This window comes from Marivirga tractuosa DSM 4126, assembly GCF_000183425.1.
GTDB lineage: Bacteria > Bacteroidota > Bacteroidia > Cytophagales > Cyclobacteriaceae > Marivirga > Marivirga tractuosa.
In genome coordinates, this window is the sequence record NC_014759.1 from 1243796 (window position 1) to 1263924 (window position 20129).

Sequence of the window (20129 nt, forward strand, 5' to 3'; positions counted from 1 at the left end):
GATTTGATAAATAACTCATCAAATCGGTTTTACTTAATACTTACTACTTAAAACTCAATTATTTTCTTAAAAAATCTCTCAATACATACTGCAGAATACCTTTATTTTTATAGTATTCCACCTCAATTTGAGAATCTAGTCTAGCCAATACTTCAAACTTTACTTCCGTACCATCTGATTTTTTGGCTACTGCCGAGAGCTTTTTAGAAGGAGATAAGCCTTCACTTATTCCACTAATTGAAAATTTCTCAGAACCGTCCAAACCTAAGGATTCAGCGGTTTCTCCATCAGCATATTGCAATGGCAATACCCCCATCCCAACTAAATTGCTTCGGTGGATTCGTTCATAGCTCTCTGCTATTACTGCTTTAATTCCCAAGAGGTATGTACCTTTAGCGGCCCAGTCACGGGAAGAACCACTTCCATATTCCTTACGTCCTAAAACAACTAATTGAGTATTCTCTTCTTTGTATTTCTCAGCTGCGTCAAATACCGTCATTTCCTCGCCACTTGGGATATGCTTCGTATAACCGCCTTCTTTTTCAGCCAACTGATTCTTAATTCTCACATTGGCGAAAGTTCCTCTTGTCATCACTTCGTCATTACCTCTTCTGGAACCATAAGAGTTGAAATCCTTTTTCTCTACTCCCCTTCCTTTGAGGTATTTACCGGCCGGACTATCTTCTGCAAATGCTCCTGCTGGTGAAATATGGTCTGTGGTAATAGAATCGCCTAATTTTAATAAAACATGAGCATTATTAATATCTTCAAAGTCTTCTGCATCTGCACTTATCCCTTTGAAAAATGGCGCTTCTTTGATGTAGGTGGATTTATCATCCCATTCATAATCTTCAGTTTCAGGCGCTGTCATGCTTCTCCATTGCTCATTACCATCGAATATCTCACCATAGTTCTCTTTTTATAAGAATCTGGTGAAAGCACTTTTCGCATCACCTCGAAAATCTCATCTTGAGTAGGCCATAAGTCTTTTAAATAGACCGGTTCTCCATTAACATCGTAGCTAAGTGGGTCATTATTTAAATCAATATCTACCCGACCTGCTATGGCATAAGCCACCACTAGCATAGGTGACATCAAGAAATTCATCTTCACATCTGGATGTACCCTAGCTTCAAAGTTTCTATTTCCTGAAAGCACAGAAGAAACCACCAAATCATTTTCTTTCACTGCTTTAGCTATATGTGGCGGTAATGGTCCGGAATTTCCGATACAAGAAGTACAGCCATATCCTACCACATGGAATTTCAAGGCTTCCAAATCATCTAATAAGCCTGCAGCTTCTAGATAATCTGTCACCACTTTTGAGCCTGGAGCCAAACTGGTTTTTACCCATGGCTTCACATCAACGCCTCTTTCAATAGCCTTTTGTGCAACTAATCCAGCACCTAGCATTACACTCGGATTGGAAGTATTGGTACAACTCGTAATAGCCGCTATCACAATAGACCCATCACTCAAGCTAAACTCATCGTTATGCGTCCTAATTTTTACCGTTTTCAAACCATTGCTCTCTCCTTCTTCAATAGCCACGTCATCATCCACTTTTTTCGGCTGCTGAACTGGCTGAGAACCACCTTCGGAATACCATCTGCTTACAGGTCTTTCAAAAACATCAATATATTGGCGACCATGTTCTTCTTTTAGTAAATCCTTAAATTTATCTTCAAACTCCCTTACCAATATTTTATCCTGCGGTCTTTTTGGACCGGAAACTGTTGGTTCTACAGTACTTAAATCTAATTCCAGAACTGTTGAATAGTTAATTTTATCTTCGTTTTCCCTCCACAACATGTTGGATTTGGCATATTTCTCTACCAAATCAATTTGTTCTTGCGAGCGATTGGTTTTATCCATGTAGGAAAGTGTCTGATCATCGATTGGGAAATAAGTGACCGTGCAACCAAACTCAGGAGACATATTGGAAATAGTAGCTCTATCAGGAATGGTTAATTTATCTAATCCTGGACCGAAAACCTCAACAAATTTACCAACTACACCATGGCTTCTTAATAGATGGGTGATGGTTAATACCAAATCGGTAGCGGTTGTACCTAAAGGCATTTCTCCGGTTAACTTCAGTCCAATTACTTCGGGCATGATGAAATAAATAGGTTGTCCTAAAATAGCAGCTTCTGCTTCTATTCCGCCAACTCCCCATCCTACTACTCCAATACCGTTGACCATAGGGGTGTGGGAATCAGTTCCAACTAGGGTATCAGGAAAAACATATCCATCTCTTTCAATCGCACCCTTTGCCAAATACTCTAGATTTACCTGATGGCAAATCCCCATACCAGGCGGCACTACAGAAAAATTATCAAATGCTTTTTGTGCCCACTTTAGGAATTGATATCGTTCCCCATTTCTTTCATATTCTTTATCTACATTTTTGGCATAAGAATAATTGGTTCCAAAATAATCCACTTGAACGGAATGGTCAATTACTAAATCTACCGGAATTAGTGGATTGATTTTTTTTGGATCTTTTCCTTTACGAACAGCCTCAGCTCTAAGGGAGGCAATGTCCACAACGGCTGGAACACCCGTAAAATCCTGCATTAAAACTCGTGCTGGTTTGTAAGGAATATCTTTATCGGATGGTTCAGGTTTCCAGTTGAGAAGGGTTTCTACATTTTCTTTTGTAATGGCAAAATCGTCAAAATTACGGACAGCATTTTCCAACAAAATTCTGATGGAAAAAGGCAGTTTATCAATATCATGACCTTGCTTTTGGAGTTCTTCCAAGCTGTAGTACTTTAGCTTGCCTTTCTTGGTATCTAGCTCTTTTACGATTTTGTATGGATCTTTGCTCATGGTGAAAAGTTTTAGTTTCAATAAGTTGATATAAATTAAAAAGGAGGTAGCTTCTTTCAAACTACCTCCTTTATTATACCTATTTTTCAGGAAATTGTTACTCCAGGCTTACAACTAGATCATCTTGCTGCACCATGTCCCCTGATTTTAAGTGGACTTCTTTTACCACTCCGGCTCTTGGAGCTGTTATGGAGGATTCCATTTTCATGGCCTCTATAACAAATAATGCAGTGTTTTCCGTTACTTTATCTCCCCGTTTCACCTTGATAGAAGCCAGCTTTCCTTGCAGAGGTGCTCCAACCTCATTTTCACCAGAAATCTTCTTGTTGGTTACTTTATCAACCTTAGCAGAATTGTCTTTTATTTGAACCCTTCTGGTTTGTCCGTTCAATTCAAAAGACACTGTTCTTAATGCTTCTTCATTTGGTTCGGAGATGTACAATAACTTGATGATGATGGTTTTACCTTCAGAAATTTCCACCAAAATCTCTTCCCCATTTTTCATTCCATAGAAAAAGGCTAAGGTCGGGATGTAGCCTACTTCTCCATATTTCTGTTGATGATTATAGAATTCTTCATATACTTTTGGATAAAGCAAGTATGCCAATAAATCAGCCTCATCATCATGCCCATCAAACTTCTTTTTGAAGGCTTCCATTTCCTTATTGAAATCTATTGGTTCCAAATGCTTATTAGGCTTATCCGTAAATGGTTTTTCTCCCTTCAAAATAATTTTACTTAATTTTTCAGGAAACCCACCTACTGGCTGACCCAATTCACCTCTAAATAAATCCACAACAGAATCTGGAAATGAAAGGGTATGCCCTTTTTCAAAAATATCATCTGGCGTTAAATTGTTGGAAGTCATGTAAAGTGCCATATCTCCCACCACTTTAGATGACGGAGTTACTTTCACTAAATCGCCAAACATGAGATTAACCAATGCATAATTCTTTTTAACCGTTTCAAATTTATTACCTAGTCCTAATGCATTAGCCTGTGGACGTAGGTTTGAATACTGTCCGCCTGGGATTTCATTATCATAAATCTCGGCAGTCCCAGCTTTTAAGCCAGACTCGAATGGATAATAATACTCACGAACATATTCCCAATAAGTCGAATAATCATTTAAAGAGTTGATATTCAATTTCTGCTCGCGTTCATGTCCTTGCATGTAACTGGCTACTGAATTGAAATTAGGCTGAGAAGTTAATCCTGACATGCTGCCCAATGCGACATCCACTACATCTACTCCCGCTTCAATAGCTTGCAAATAAGTAGCCGATTGCACAGATGATGTATCGTGGGTATGAAGATGAATAGGTAAATTAATTTCAGATTTCAAAGCAGAGATTAATTCTTTGGCGGCATACGGTTTCAACAAACCTGCCATATCTTTAATTGCAATTATATGAGCCCCTTCACCTTCTAGTTGCTTTGCAAAGTCAATATAGTAATCCAGCGTATATTTCTTTTGCTCAGGATCTAAAATATCGCCAGTATAGCATATAGCAGCTTCTGCAATGGAATTGGTCCTTTCCCTTACCGTTTTGATGCTGACTTTCATTGCCTCTAGCCAATTGAGAGAATCAAAAATTCTGAAAATATCTATTCCTGTTTCAGCTGATTTTTCAATGAATTTCTCAATCAAATTATCAGGATATGCTTTATAGCCTACTGCATTGGAGCCTCGCAATAACATCTGCAATAAAACATTAGGCATCGCCCTTCTGAACTTCGCTAAACGCTCCCAAGGATTTTCATGTAAAAACCGCATGCAAACATCAAAAGTGGCTCCACCCCAAACTTCCATAGAGAAAATTTCAGGATTGTTTTTGGCATAACCTTCAGCCACTTTCATCATATCAATGCCTCGCATCCGTGTTGCTAATAAGGATTGATGCGCATCTCTAAAAGTAGTATCGGTATAATGAATAGCTTTTTCTTTTCTCAACCATTCAGCGAATTTTTCAGGACCTAACTCTGTCAGTATATTTTTCGTCCCTTTAGGGTAAGTTCCATACTTGTCATAATCTGGAACTACTGGGTGACGGAAAGTTTTATTCTCTTCTTTAAATTTCACATCTGGATGCCCATTTACACTCACATCAGCTAAGAAGCGAAGTGTTTTAGTTCCACGGTCAAATTTTTGTGTAATTTTGAATAAATCGGGATGCTCGTCAATAAACTTAACGGTACATTCACCATTATAGAATGTTGGATGGGAAATCACATTCTCAAGGAAACCAATATTAGTTTTTACTCCTCTAATTCTAAATTCTCTAAGTGCACGGTGCAATCTTTGAGCGGCTCCTTTTAAAGTTCTACCATGAGAAGAAACTTTCACCAACATAGAATCAAAGAAAGGCGAAATATTCACTCCGGCATAAGAACTTCCTTCATCTATTCTAATCCCGAAACCACCTGCATTTCTATAGGCTATGATAGTACCATAATCAGGCTTAAAGCCATTTTCAGGGTCTTCTGTGGTGATTCTACATTGAATAGCAAAGCCATTACACTGCACATCTTCCTGACTTTGAATATAAATCCTAGGGTCATCCAAAGCATGACCCTTTGCAATAAGGATTTGCGAGCGAACAATATCAACTCCTGTGATTTCTTCTGTAATAGTATGTTCTACCTGAATCCTTGGGTTTACCTCAATAAAGTAGATATTCTCCTCTTTATCGACCAAGAACTCAACTGTCCCAACATTATTGTAATTAACCTCCCGTGTGATGGCTAGTGCGTACTCGTAAAGTTTATCTCTGGTTTCTTGAGAAAGATTGGCTGAAGGCGCCACTTCCACTACTTTTTGAAATCTTCTCTGTACGGAGCAATCCCTTTCGAACAAATGGACAATATTCCCATAATTATCGCCCATAATCTGCACTTCTATGTGCTTAGGATGGTCAATGTATTTCTCTAAGAAAATAGTGTCATCTCCAAAAGCATTTCCAGCCTCACTTTTAGAATCTGCGAAAGCGGTTTTCAATTGGTCTTTATTTTGAACTACTCGCATACCGCGACCACCACCACCGGCAGCAGCCTTCACCATAATAGGATAGCCAATTCTTTCCGCCTCTTGCAAAGCGGTTTCCGTATCGACCAAATCAATTTTACTATCTTCAATGATAGGAACATTGGCTTTTATAGCAATATCTTTAGCTCTAACTTTATCTCCTAAGGCATTCATCACTTCAGGCTCAGGCCCTACGAAAATGATGCCTTCTTCCCTACATCTTCTGGCTAATTTTACATTCTCCGAAAGAAAGCCATAACCGGGGTGAATGGCATCCACGCCTTTATGCTTGGCAAGCTTGATGATTTCTTCAATATCCAAATAAGGCTTTAGTGGATCATCATCTTTCCCGATTTGATAAGCTTCATCTGATTTATATCTATGGAGTGAATAGCGGTCTTCATAAGTGTAAACAGCTACTGTCCGGATTCGAAGTTCCGAAGCAGCACGCAACACCCGAATTGCAATTTCACCTCTATTCGCTACTAGTAATTTATTGATTTCAAATAATTTTGTTGTCATGTTGATAAGTTGTAATGTCTGTATTTAAGCTTTTTTATTAAGGATGCTGAATTTAAAAAGGGATTCTGAGAAAGGGAAGGAAAATGATGGGAAATTCGGTTTTAAGATAGAGATAGTGGTAAAATTTCATTAAATCTAAGGTATTAGCTTTTTAGGTCTCACTAAACATGAATAATAATCGAAAATTGAAATATCTGACAAATCTAATACTTAAGACAGCTTATCTCTTGCTTACTTTCCTCCTAACTTTCCTATATTTGCCACAAATTACAAGCAATGCAAAAATTGAATAATAGATATACCATTACAGCGGCATTACCTTATGCCAATGGACCTTTACATATTGGACATATAGCAGGTGCCTATTTGCCTGCGGATATTTTCGTGCGCTACCTCAGATTGCGCAAAAAAGAAGTGGCTTTTATGTGCGGAAGTGATGAGCACGGTGCTGCCATTACGATTCGCGCTAAGAAAGAAGGCATTACGCCCAATGCCATTATTGATAAATACCACGAACTCAATAAAAAGACTTTCGAAAAATTTGGGATTGCTTTTGATATGTATCATAGGACATCAGAACCTTCTCATCATGAGCTTTCGCAAGAGTTTTTCACCAAACTTTATGAGAAAGGTGAGTTTGAGGAGCGAGAAAGTGAACAATATTACGATGAAGAATTCAATCAGTTTTTAGCAGATCGATATATAACCGGAAAATGTCCAAAATGTGGAAATGAAAGCGCATATGGTGATCAATGTGAAAAATGTGGAAGTTCTTTGAACCCTACCGATTTGATTAATCCGGTTTCTACCTTGAGTGGAAAAACACCTATATTAAAGAAAACGACCCACTGGTTTCTGCCATTAGACAAATATCAGGAATGGATGGAAAAATGGTTGGTTGAAGGCAAAAAAGGCAAGTGGAAATCGAATGTTTACGGACAATGCAGTTCATGGCTTAATCAAGGTTTGCAAGCCAGAGCCATGACGCGTGATTTGGACTGGGGAGTGGATGTTCCATTAAAAGGAGCTGAAGGAAAGAAATTGTATGTTTGGTTGGATGCCCCGATAGGCTACATTTCTGCTACCAAACAATGGGCAAAAGATACTGGGAACGATTGGGAGAAATTCTGGAAGAAACAAGAGAATCCTGAAGATGACAGTACTTTGATTCATTTCATTGGAAAGGATAACATTGTATTTCACTGCATCATTTTCCCTGTGATTTTACATGCACATGGGGATTACATTTTACCAGAAAACGTTCCTGCCAATGAATTCTTAAATCTGGAAGGCCATAAACTTTCTACCAGCAGAAACTGGGCAGTTTGGTTACATGAATATTTAGAATCATTCCCAGGCAAGGAGGATGTTTTAAGATATGCATTAGCTGCAACTCTACCAGAAACAAAAGACAGTGAATTTACCTGGAAAGATTTTCAAACTCGTAATAACAGTGAGTTGGTCGCTATTTTCGGTAATTTCATTAATAGAGCCGTAGTATTGACTCATAAGTACTATGATGGCAAAGTGCCGGAAAGAGGGGAATGGTTTGATTACGATCAGGAAATTCTAAATGAATTGAAAGGCTATCCTGATTTGATTGAGGAGAAAATTGTCAATTATAAATTCAGGGAAGCATTAGCTGCTATGATGGAATTTGCCCGTTTGGGTAATAAATATTTAGCGGAAACTGAGCCTTGGAAATTGCAAAAAGAAAATCCAGAAAGGGTTAAAACTATTATGAATCTGGCTTTACAGATTGCTGCTAATTTGAGCATAGTTTGTGAGCCATTCTTGCCATTTACTGCAACTAAGTTGAGAAAGATGTTGAATATTGAGGCTTATGAATGGGATTTAGCAGGCAGTGCTGATTTACTGGAAGCCGGACATCAAATCAACAAAGCAGAGTTATTATTTGAAAAAATTGAAGACAAAACCGTGGAAGAACAAGTCAATAAATTAGAAGAGGCTAAAAAAGCCAATGCAGGCGGAAGCCCTGAAGTAACTCCAATGAAAGAAGAAATCAAGTTTGAGGATTTCATGAAAATGGATATGCGAGTGGGGACTATTTTGACAGCGGAAAAAGTAAAAAAATCAAATAAGCTTCTTAAGCTTACTATTGATACCGGAATAGACAAACGCACTATCTTAAGTGGAATAGCCAAGCATTTCAAAGCAGAAGAAGTAGTTGGTAAGCAAGTAACTGTTTTAGTGAATCTGGCACCCCGACCGATGATGGGTGAAGTTTCTGAAGGCATGGTGTTGATGGCAGAAGATTCTGAAGGGAATTTGCAATTTATGCAGCCGGGAGCGGAAGTAAATCCAGGAAGCACGATTTCATAGGTAGTAATGAGTATTGGGTAGTGTGTAGTCAGAAATGGGACAGAAACAGATATTTTATGTATAATTAAAGGTTTTAGGTTATAAGTTGTAAGTTTAAGAATAATAATCTGAATTCCGAGTAAAAGTCTCAATACTCGCCACTCAATACTGAATACTGACAAAAATATGACATTTAAGGAATTAGAACACAAAATCAATCAATACCAATCAGAAGGGAAGAAGTATTTCACTACTTCTTCTTTTCAATCGCATAGTTTGGTATTGTTGCACATGTTGAGCAAAATAGATTCTAATATTCCTGTTTATTTTATCAATACAGGCTATCATTTTCCTGATACGGTTGCTTTTAGAGATAAAATCATGGCTGATTTTGGCTTGACTAATTTAAAGGATTTAAAGCCTTTGACTCCGAAAAATATGCAGCGTGATGCCAACGGAAAGATGTTCTTCACTTCAGATCCAGATTATTGCTGCTACCTCAATAAAACTCAACCGATGGATGCTGTATTGATGCAAAATGATATTTGGATCAATGGAGTTCGTGCCGATCAAAGCAAGACCCGTTCAGCCATGAAAGTAGAACAGCAAGCTCCTCATGGTGCTATGCGCTTGCACCCGATGTTGGACTGGAACTCCAAAATGATTCACGATTACCGAAAAGAATACCAGCTACCAGATCATCCACTAGAAGCAAAAGGCTATTTCAGCATTGGTTGCGAGCCTTGCACCCGCAAATTTGATTTGGATATGCAAGAGCGAGAAAGCCGTTGGTATGGTATGAATAAGACCGAATGTGGCTTACATACTGACTTGGTTAAATAAAGGATTAACATACAATTCACTTATATGTAGATACATGTAAATATTACAAAGGTCATATTCCTGATATATACACAACTTTTGAAGTATTTTCTCTACTTTTCAGCAATTATAGATTTCAAAAATTAAATGTGGAAAAGGTATTTCATCTTCTCCATATCTAGATATAATTATTCTCATTTCTTCTTCATCTAAGAAAACCACAAATTGGTTTTAACTTATTAGTAGTTCATAGATTCTTCAAAACATTAACAAGCCATATCCATAAACTAAGTTTCTTTAAAATATCCTCTTTAACCGTAATCTCAATCAAAACCTACAACTTGTACTTTCTACTGTGAAAAACATACCCATATCTTTTATATTAGCCTTATTTTTGTATTATAATTATTAGTTAGTAAATTAATAGGGATCAAAACACTATGTGGAAGCAGTCATTATCCATTTTCTTCACCATACTTTTCACCATAACATCACTTGCTCATGGTCAGCGAGCTGTGTTTAATCTTCAACAAAGTAATTTAAATGACGAAATTGTATTACTTCAAGGAGAATGGCAATTTGAATATGGGGAACTACTTTCTGCAGAGGAAATGCGAGAATTAAAATCCCCAGTTTATATTGAGATTCCGAAAACTTGGACAGGCATTGAATACAAAGGAGAAGAGCTTCCTTCCACAGGTTACGCAACCTATTATGCACAAATAATTGTCGATAAAAGCATTAGTAATCTAGCATTAAATGGAAAAGTTCAAAGTACTAACTACAAGCTGTTCGTAAATGGCAAAGAATTGGGAGAAGTAGGCAAATTAGGTACTTCTGATGAAACTGCTGAGCCAGATTATCAAAATAAAATATTCTCCTTACCCGTGGATGACACATTAGATATTGTATTTCAAATTTCAAATTTTCACTATAGAAAAGGTGGAATGTCCAGACCGCCAGAGTTAGCAGAAAAGGAGCTTTTAATTGAAGATAGGGGACAAAATATTTCACTATCATTCTTCTTAATTGGTTCGATCTTTTTTATGGGGCTGTATCATCTAGGGTCAAATTTTTTTCGTACTCGAAATAGAATGAATACCTATTTCGCATTGGTGTGCTTATTTACTATCCTTCGGGCGCTTAGTGTAAACGAATATTTGCTTATCGACTATTTAAATTTCCCATGGTGGTTAAGCACTCGAATCGAGCTAATCAGTTTCTATTTGATTTTCGCTTTTACTATTCGTTTTATTTACTACCTCTTTCCAGAATATATTCCTAAATTTTTTGCTTCTATTCCATACTATATAGGAATTTCAGCAACTGTTATTACACTTTTCACCCCAATTCTATACAATTCAAACTTAGTTCCGATTATGCAACTGGTTACTGTCATTACAGGGATTGCTATTTTATACTTTATTTTCAGAGCAAGCCTAAAAGGAAACAAAGAAGTAATAATTGCACTAATTGGTTTTTTATTGCTCTTTGCTGTAACCGTAATAGAAATACTGATTCACCAATCGCACATTGTTGGGGAAATGGTTTTTGCACTAGGTATTTTCTTTTATTTATTTAGCCATGTCATCATTTTGGCAAACCGACAAAATCAAACTTATATTAAAAATCAGGATTTGAGTTTAGCACTTCAACAATCGAATCAGCGACTTGAAAGAACGGTGGAAGAAAGAACCAAAGAATTGAATGAGCGAAACAAGGAACTCGTTCAGAATAATGAAGAATTAAAAAAGATTCATGATGAAAAAAACGGCTTAATCCACGTTTTGGCCCATGATTTAAAATCTCCATTAAACAATAATAAAGGATTGATTCAATTGGTAAGAATGCCTGAAAATTTAACTGAGGACCAAAAAGATTACTTAAATAAATTAGAGAAATCAAATCAGCAAGGTATACAATTGATTGAAGATCTACTTCAACTCTACCGCATGGAATCGCAACAAAAAGCTGAAATAGAAGCTATAGATGTAGGTTCATATTTTGATGAATTGATACAAAAACATGAGGATACTGCTAAACTTAAGAGTATCAAAATTGAAACTAAGATAGAACCCACAAAAAAAGCATTCTATACGGATCCAGATAAGCTTCAGCGTATAATGGATAACCTAATTTCAAATGCCTTGAAATTTTCTTATGAAGAAAGTACCATCTATCTAAAAATAAAGCATGAGGGACATCAGCTACATATTGAGGTTAAAGACGAAGGAATGGGTATTTTGAAAGAAGAACAACCTAAAATATTTCAGAAATTTCAAAAAATGAGCAACAAACCCACAGCGGGTGAAAGCACCTCAGGCTTGGGCTTATCCATTGTGAAAACCTTAGTAGAGCAGTTAGAAGGGACAATAGAGTTTGAAAGTGCACCGAGGAAAGGGACTAGTTTTAAGGTTAGTTTAGAAGACCTTAAATCCGATCATTGAATTTCCGCTTCAACTAATATCAGTTGCTCCTTTTCTGTATCATTGGGTGAAAGCAAAAAATATATTTTACCATCATATATCTGTGGGATCATTCTTTTGGTAGTCCCCACTAGATTGTTTCCACCTATCTTAAATGTATTTAAAGATTTTTTCGCTAAATCTAATACTCCCAATTTAAACTCCAGTGTTTCATAACCTTTTGGTGGAATTTCATTATCATAACGTTGGTAAGAAAAGTAAATCAATGAATCTTGTTTTACTACATCTTTTCCTATTTGTGTGATCTGATCATTTATTTTGGAATCGAAAGGACTATTCTCAAAGTAATAAATTTGTTCGTTAAAATCATTTAGCTCAAATCTATATGAATTCTGCAAACTTCCCGTTAAATCATATTGTCTTATTCGTGGCGCACCAACCGAATTTAATGTAAAAACATTTTTCTGATCCAGTAAATAGTTGTAAAACTTGCTGAGAACAATGCCACCACTATAATAGCTTTCTGGAAAATCACCAAAGGACTTTATAGCTTTTCCGGTATTTTGATATACTCCAATTGTTTTTGTATTCTGAAATAAGTATTGCAAAGATTTATAGCCATCCACCTCTTGATTGATAACAAAATCACCATCTTCTGTTATCTCAAAAAATTCTCTCCCTTCCGCATTAGAACCCTCATTGGGCTGTTCAATAGTTATTTTTTGGATAAATTCTCCATGGATAGTAAATTGATATATTTTATAAATACTCTTGTAAAAAAGGTAAACATAACCCTTGTGGAAAATGTAATCATGTATTGAAACATTAGGAAGACGTGTCCCCCTTACATAATCATTATCCCAAATGCTTAATTGAGCTGTTTTTAGATTATACATGAACAAATCCTGGTATGCTCCATCAATGGTGAATAAAAGACTGTCACCATATAGTTTAGGATTTAAAGCTGATAGCGCTATACTTTGGTTTCTAATTTCAATAGTATCACTAAAAACTAATGACTGATTATTTTCAGTAGTTTCACGAACTACTTTTTCATTAGAGCATCCTATTGATACTAAAATTAATGAAAGAAATATAATCCTCATATTAGTACCAAATATTGCAATAATAATTAAACTATTAAAGTCGTTTATAAAAACTTTTTAAAATGAACATTCATTAATTAGAATTATTAATTTAACTTCCCTGCTCCCTCATTTTCACAACTACCAATAATACGTTAATTTCGCTCTCTTTAAATTAAACACCCCATGAAGAAAATATTGATTACAGGAGGAGCCGGTTATATTGGTTCAGCATTGATTGAGAAACTTTTACCTTTGCAGGAAGTAGAACAAATCGTTATATATGATAACCTGAGCCGAAATAATTATCATTTCTTTTTAGGGAATAAGCTCCCCAATCAAGAGAAGATCAATTTTATTCAAGGGGAATTATTGGATACAAGAAAGCTTAAAAAAGCTCTGAATGGGATTGATACAGTCATCCATTTGGCAGCTAAAGTAACCACTCCCTTTGCAGATGCTGATCCACATTATTTTGAACAGAGTAATCATTGGGGTACGGCAGAATTGGTTTATGCAGTGGAAGAATCTGAAGTAGATCATTTTATTTTTGCTAGTAGCGTTTCCGTATTTGGTTCATCTACAGATCTGATTGGTGAAAACCACCATCCCAATCCAAGAACCATTTACGGTATTTCAAAATTAAGAGGAGAAGAACATGTTGCACGATTGATGGATAAAATCAACACGCAAATTTTAAGATTGGGCAATGTTTATGGCTTTGCCAATGCCGTCCGATTTGATGCCGTGATCAACCGCTTTATGTTTGATGCCAATTTCAACAATCAAATTGCTATTCATGGAGATGGGAAGCAACACCGCCCTTTTATCTCCATTCAAAAGGCTTCTGAAATATTAAAAGAAGTAAGCATCAACCATGATATTCCTTCAGACTATTATAATGTGGTAGATCAAAATCTGCAAGTTTTGGATATTGTAGATGCTTTAAAAGCCATTTATCCTGACATGGAATTCACTTTTATTAACCAGCATTTGAAATTAAGAGAACTGCTTGTCAGCCCAGACAGCAAACTCCAAAAATACATTGATTTTCCAAAGAGCAACACCAATCTTAAAGATGATTTAATGATTTTTAAAGAGGCTTTGAGGTTTTAGTGAGTTGGAAGTTAGAAGTGGGAAGCTCGAAGAAATACTTCCCACTTCAAGCTTCCGACTTCTAACTTACTAATCTTCGGTGTCTCGAATAATTGTCTTCAACTGATCACCTGAGACTTCTTCTACGGTCTCCCATTCTCCGTTTTCATTTAGCCGCTGAATCACATACTTTTTTACGCCTTCTTCCCAGCCTTTAAAAGCATTCCATTTGAGCTCATATTTTCTGAATTGCACATCTTTTTGTAATAATACGGTATTACTTTCCCCGCTTGCTTCAGTATCGATGGAGCAGTCGTTAACCACTTTCACTTGATAATTATAAGTATTATTTCTAGTATCACTTTCTTCGTCTATGTAGAATTGTTCATGGGGTTCAACGCTATCAAAATACTCAAATTCACCCCCATTTTCACTTCTGTATATTTCAAAAGCCGTGATTCTTCCTTTACCTTCTTCAGGAATAGCCCATTCCGTGAAAACTTCACCTGATTCCAAAACTGTTGTATTCTGAATATCAGCTACTTGATTTATATAAATATCATCAGACACCTCATACTCGACATAATTACTTACAGAGCGTAAAGAATTTTGCTCAAATGCCCCTACTCTATATTGATAAACAGCGGGACATAAATCTTCCTTATCTTGGAAACCTAAGACCTTGCTTTCAAGTACTGCGATTTCTTGCCATTGCTCCTCTCCTTTTGCTTTTCTGAAAATTCGTTGGTTATCAATATCAAACCCTTTTGATAAATTCCATTGGATAATTCTTTCCCTGTTTTCAGTGTCCTCTTGTTTATTCAGAAGTAAAGTATTGAATACGGTCAATTGTTCTTTTGCAACAGAATCTTCACACAATGGAACTGCCTGAAAAATGTATTCATGTGACATATCCTGCGGGCGGCATGTTTGATCGTCATATATAACTCTTTGATTAGATTGACCTTCAACATTGATCGTTTTAATTAAATTAAACCCACTTGGACTGTCCCTATAAACATTATAGTGTGAAATATTATTGTAGTTGTAAGCTTCCAATTCAAAATGAACTTTGTTATTCTCGACCAAAACTTGATTCAAATCAGCTTCAATATGTTTTACAGTATCTCGAACCAAAACCTGGTCAGCATGAGTAAAACTTATAGGGCAGCCATCATCATTTTTCACAGTTAAGGAAACATTGAATCTTCCTGTATTTTCAATTAAGATAGTTGGGCTTACTTCAGTAGAAGTTTTTCCGTTTCCAAAATCCCAGAAATAAGAAGGCTTAAGAAGATTTGTGCTATTATTAGTCAATTTTACTTCTACAGGATAACATTCACCTGAAACCTCCATATCAAAATTTACTTCGGGAGTAGGTAAAACCTTAATACCATCCATTTTGAATACCTGCTCACAGCCTTCTTCATTTTCGGCTATTAAAGTAACATTATAAACGCCTGGTTTGTCATAAAAATGCTGCGGATTTTGTTCTGTGGAAGTATTACCGTCACCAAATATCCATTGCCATTGAACTGCACTTTTTGATTTGTCAGTGAAATTGGCAGCATTAGGTAAACAAACTATTTTTTCATCAATTTCAAATGCTGTTTGCGGCCCACTAACCCTGACTAAGTTTTCTTTTCTTAAAGTATCTTGACAACCCAACTTGTTTGTAATAACTAAGCTAACATCAAATTGTCCAACCTTTTCATATAAATGAACTGGACTGGCAACTCTAGAAGTTTTGCCATCTCCGAAATCCCAATGATAACTAATAGCTCCTTCTGATAAATCTGTAAATTCAACTTGTACAGGAACACAAGAATTTTGAGTGACTTCTTTCAATTCAAAATCTGCTCTATAAGGTGAAACTTCGATAAATTGCTCCATGGTAACGGTGTCTTGACAGCCTGATTCGTTTGCTGCTATTAAACTAACATCATATACTCCTTGTGTTTCATAGTGATGCACGGGATTCCGCTCTGTACTGCTATTTCCATCACCAAAAGTCCAGAACCAGTCTACTGCATCTTCGCTAACGGCTGAAAAATTTACATCCGAGCCCACACATACTTGATTAGCATCTACCTGAAAATCGGCACTAAAAATAAAGTCTAAAAGCTTTTTACTCGTTTGCTTACATGCATTTTCATTTTGAACAGTAAGTTTCACCTTACTGTCAGGTAGTTCATAGTAAGTATGACTAGGATTTTGCTCCGTTGAAGTATTGCCATCTCCAAAATCCCACAACCAACTGCTAGCATTTATACTTTCATCTTTAAAGCTCACCGTTACTGGTAAGCACGTTTGATCATATTGAAAAGAAAACTCACTAGTCAATTCATCAATATCTATTAAATCTGTATATGTAATTGAATCTGAACATTGACCAGTGCTAGCTATTAAACTAACAGAATACGTCCCTGCTTGAAATTTTACTTTAGGATTTTCTTCAGTGCTGGTTTTACCATTTCCAAAATCCCAAAACCAAGTTGTAGCCCCTTGCGATTGATTTTGAAAACTGATTTGAACTTCTCCGCAACCTTGGGTTTTATCTACTGTAAATTCTGCTTTGGGGTTTTTGATTCCTACTAAGTTGGGCAATTTAAAATTGTACTGACATCCTTCAAAATCCATGGCAACAACCGAAATTTGATATTCCCCTGCCTCATCATATACATACTGAGAATCAAAACTGGAAACAGTTTCACCATTGCCCATATCCCATTCAAAACTCTCAAATCCTTGAAGATTATGTGAAACAGTTATTCCTTCTCCTAAACATAAGGCTGTAGGATAATCAAATTGATTTTCATCATTGCCGATGTAAATGTTTTTAATCTTAGTAGCCTCACAACTAGACTGTCCACTAGCTGATAAACTTACAGAATACAAGCCTTCATCCCCTAATAAATAACTGCCGTCTGCATCCAGCTCAATAATTGAATTGTTAATTTTCCAATTATAAGCTTCGAATTCTGGATTCTCAGGGCTTAAGTATACCTTGAAGCCTGCACAAACTTTTTCAAGTTGATAATCGAAATCAATGATAGGATTTTGAATCGTTACTGTAATATAATCTTCCACCAAAAAACTACTGTCCTTACTAAATTCAGCATAATAATCAATGGTGAATTCACCAGGAGTAGTGTATGTTTCTGTAAAACTATTTTTAGAGTGAGACTTTTTATCGTCAAATCTCCACTCAAAAAATGTAGCTTCCGGGGCTGGATTCACAATATCCAGACTATAAGGCACACTGCAACTGCTAAATCTAAATCTTCCAATAGGACTATCACTATCTGTCTCTTCTGCTTCTTCTTCTATTTCTGGATTTTCACAATCTGCCCACGGATTAGGAATCATAATTGCTTTTGACTTTGAACACTGTCCGTCACTTTGGACACTTAATGTAATGCTCACATCGCCTAATGAAATAAACGACAAACTTAGTTTCCTTCCATTTCCAATAAGATTTTCATTATAAAACCATCTTACAGTTTGCCCCTCATTAATTTCAGTTGATAAATCAACCCTAAAGTAACCACATTCATGGCCAGCAGTAACCTCATATTGAGCTTTAGGGTCTAAATCAGGGATTTCAATTATGTTATATCTTTCTATGGTAGTTGCGCAGCCATTTTTATTATTAGTTGTCAAAGAGACCTCATATGTTCCTGCTTCACTATAGGCATGCATTGGGTTTTGTTCAGATGAGGTATTGCCATCACCAAAATCCCATTCCCAATAATCATAGCCCATGCTTCCGCTAAATTGAACCTCGGTGTAAGTACATGATTCAATAATCTCTGGTTCTGATAAGTTGATGGAAGAATTTAATACTGAAATAGGATTTTCAAATACATACTCAACCTGACAGCCCTTATTATTGACATAGCTTACACTTGGGTAGTAAACACCGGAGTTGGCGTATTCAAAGTTGACTTTTCCACCTTCATATGATTTACCATCTCCATTATTCCATATAACTTCATTTGCACCACCATTAAGCAAACTAACTTCCGTTATAAAGGGAGCACAGCCTTGCCAATCGTCAACCTTTAAATTTGTTTCTCGCTTAAACACCTGAATCCTATCTTCTAATTTCTTTTCAATAACACATCCGCTTTCATATTCAGTAATGGCTACTATTTCATAGTTTCCATGTTGCTCGAAAGTATAATCAAGTTCTTGACCAGGTATAATTTTATTATTGATTTTCCATGAAAATGCTACAGCACCTTGAGATTGGTTGATAGCAGAAAAATTAAAAGGAGCACATCCAGTGATTTCATCATATTCAATTGTAGGTTCTGAAACTTCAAAAACCTCAATCAAATCTTCTTCTAAAACATCAATTACACAACCGTTTGGGTCAGTATAGCTTAATAGGACATCATGATTTCCAGGTTGATTAAAAACGACATCAACATTTTTACCTTGATATGAAATACCATTAACAGTCCAAATAAACCCTTGCGAATTAGAATGATTGGCAGAAAATTCCAGAGACTGACCTAAACAAACAATTGACTTTTCTACTACCATTTCAGGAACTTCAATCTCACTTACTTGAATAGCAGAATCCAATTCTATTGTACCTGAGCACCCATTAGCATCAATATAATCTACACTAACAAGGTAACTTCCCACAGAAGAATACAAATGACTAACAGTCTTTCCCTCATCAGTTTGTCCATCACCAAAATTCCAAACTGCTTCTGTGATCTCTCCTAATAATTCAAACTCGATAGGTGTACTCTCTTGCAAGCATTGACTGTAAGTACTAACATGCGTGTTGATCTCTATTGCTTCTCTTACCTCAATAACATTTTCCTGAATTTTTAAATCCTGACAACCTCCAAGAGATTTTGCTGTAAGTGTTACGGTATAAACACCAGCATCTTCATATTCATGAACTGGATTTTCTTCTGAAGACTGATTACCATCTCCAAATGACCATTGATATTCCTGCGCATTTTCAGATTCATTTTGAAAACTTACAGATTGGCTAACACAAATAGTTTCATTTTCAACTGAAAAACTAGCAATAGGGCTTTCTGAAATAGTGATCATTTCACTTATTGAAATAGTATCCTTTTCACCAGAAGTTTTATTCAAGACTGCCATTACATCAAAAATGCCAACTTCTTCAAATATGATCGTAGGAGCTTCTGCATTAGAAGTTTGTCCATCTCCAAAAACCCAACTAACAGACTGAAAATCAATTCCTTCTAATTCGAAGTTAACCACTAAAGGAGCGCAACCCTCTGTTTTGTCGGCAGTTATTTGGGCATATGCAAACTGAGACAAGCCAAAATTGACTATTAGAAATAAAAATATGCTCTTAATGATGATAGAAATTTTCATGATGCTGATGATTAATTAATTAAAGTAACTTTACCGGAACGATTTACAGATGTTCCTTCCTGACCTTCTGCATAGACTTGATAAACATAAGCGCCAGAAGGAGCCGTTTCGCCTTGAATTTTACCATCCCACTTTGTTTCGATATCAGTTGATGAGAAAATTACCTCACCAAAGCGGTTATAAATAATAATTTTAAAATCCTCTACTCCTTTAGCAACAGCGCCAAAATTATCGTTCAAGCCATCTCCATTAGGTGTAAATGCGGTAGGAAATTCAACAGAAAAAGGTTGAAATAAGGTTATAATATTAGATGCACTCATGATAGAATCATTTGAAGCACTTATTGCTAATATACGAAATTTAGTGGGTTTATTGTCAGGATCTACTGTTGCAAATCCAGCATTGAGGCCTATAAATGAAAGTGCGATTATGATGATGATCTTTTTCATGATGAATTCCGATTAATGATATATCAAAATTCGACATATAAACACTCCTATAAATCAGCAGGATTCTTATTTAAAAAAATACGCATTAAGCGTATTAAAATAGGGGATTGTACTAAAAGGGTTTAGGTGAATTACGTAAAGTCATAAACAGGATCTTTAAAGTTCAATTGTGTTT

8 protein-coding genes and 1 pseudogene are annotated in these 20129 nt (G+C 36.1%); 4 read left to right on the top strand and 5 right to left on the bottom strand.

Annotation, left to right across the window (positions count from 1 at the left end; genetic code table 11):
- Positions 1-58: 58 nt before the first annotated feature.
- Positions 59-2835: pseudogene (acnA, locus tag FTRAC_RS05045) on the bottom strand (aconitate hydratase AcnA).
- Between the two features lie 97 nt (positions 2836-2932).
- Complete coding sequence (locus tag FTRAC_RS05050; RefSeq protein ID WP_013453152.1) at positions 2933-6382, bottom strand: pyruvate carboxylase; 3450 nt, start codon at positions 6380-6382, stop codon at positions 2933-2935.
- A gap of 276 nt (positions 6383-6658) precedes the next feature.
- On the opposite strand from FTRAC_RS05050, the gene metG reads away from it, so the two are divergent.
- From metG to FTRAC_RS05065, 3 genes are all read left to right on the top strand, one after another.
- Positions 6659-8725: a methionine--tRNA ligase gene (gene metG / locus FTRAC_RS05055; protein ID WP_013453153.1), complete on the top strand. Its 2067-nt coding sequence runs from the start codon at positions 6659-6661 to the stop codon at positions 8723-8725.
- A gap of 165 nt (positions 8726-8890) precedes the next feature.
- Positions 8891-9547 carry a phosphoadenylyl-sulfate reductase gene (locus FTRAC_RS05060; protein WP_013453154.1) on the top strand — a complete coding sequence of 219 codons (657 nt, stop codon included), beginning with the start codon at positions 8891-8893 and terminating at the stop codon, positions 9545-9547.
- A 419-nt stretch (positions 9548-9966) separates the two neighbouring features.
- Positions 9967-11973, top strand: coding sequence for a sensor histidine kinase (locus FTRAC_RS05065; RefSeq protein ID WP_013453155.1), 2007 nt, complete (start codon positions 9967-9969; stop codon positions 11971-11973).
- Here FTRAC_RS05065 and FTRAC_RS05070 read toward each other — a convergent pair.
- The gene (locus FTRAC_RS05070) at positions 11967-13058 is read right to left on the bottom strand and encodes a hypothetical protein (protein ID WP_013453156.1); all 1092 of its coding nucleotides are present in this window, start codon (positions 13056-13058) and stop codon (positions 11967-11969) included. The two genes, FTRAC_RS05065 and FTRAC_RS05070, sit on opposite strands and share 7 nt — an antisense overlap.
- 165 nt (positions 13059-13223) lie before the next feature.
- On the opposite strand from FTRAC_RS05070, the gene FTRAC_RS05075 reads away from it, so the two are divergent.
- The gene (locus FTRAC_RS05075) at positions 13224-14153 is read left to right on the top strand and encodes an NAD-dependent epimerase/dehydratase family protein (protein WP_013453157.1); all 930 of its coding nucleotides are present in this window, start codon (positions 13224-13226) and stop codon (positions 14151-14153) included.
- 69 nt (positions 14154-14222) lie between these two features.
- On the opposite strand, the gene FTRAC_RS05080 is transcribed toward FTRAC_RS05075, so the two are convergent.
- Positions 14223-19505, bottom strand: coding sequence for a PKD domain-containing protein (locus FTRAC_RS05080; RefSeq protein ID WP_013453158.1), 5283 nt, complete (start codon positions 19503-19505; stop codon positions 14223-14225).
- A gap of 11 nt (positions 19506-19516) precedes the next feature.
- Entirely contained in the window at positions 19517-19954 is a 438-nt protein-coding gene (locus FTRAC_RS05085; protein ID WP_013453159.1) for a T9SS C-terminal target domain-containing protein, read from the bottom strand.
- Positions 19955-20129 lie beyond the last annotated feature (175 nt).

Excerpts from the sequence above, each read along its gene's own strand:
- FTRAC_RS05080 (WP_013453158.1), bottom strand. The coding sequence starts at position 19,505 with ATGAAAATTTCTATCATCATTAAGAGCATATTTTTATTTCTAATAGTC.
- FTRAC_RS05085 (WP_013453159.1), bottom strand. The coding sequence starts at position 19,954 with ATGAAAAAGATCATCATCATAATCGCACTTTCATTTATAGGCCTCAAT.
- FTRAC_RS05070 (WP_013453156.1), bottom strand. The coding sequence starts at position 13,058 with ATGAGGATTATATTTCTTTCATTAATTTTAGTATCAATAGGATGCTCT.
- FTRAC_RS05065 (WP_013453155.1), top strand. The coding sequence starts at position 9,967 with ATGTGGAAGCAGTCATTATCCATTTTCTTCACCATACTTTTCACCATA.
- FTRAC_RS05060 (WP_013453154.1), top strand. The coding sequence starts at position 8,891 with ATGACATTTAAGGAATTAGAACACAAAATCAATCAATACCAATCAGAA.
- FTRAC_RS05075 (WP_013453157.1), top strand. The coding sequence starts at position 13,224 with ATGAAGAAAATATTGATTACAGGAGGAGCCGGTTATATTGGTTCAGCA.
- metG (WP_013453153.1), top strand. The coding sequence starts at position 6,659 with ATGCAAAAATTGAATAATAGATATACCATTACAGCGGCATTACCTTAT.
- FTRAC_RS05050 (WP_013453152.1), bottom strand. The coding sequence starts at position 6,382 with ATGACAACAAAATTATTTGAAATCAATAAATTACTAGTAGCGAATAGA.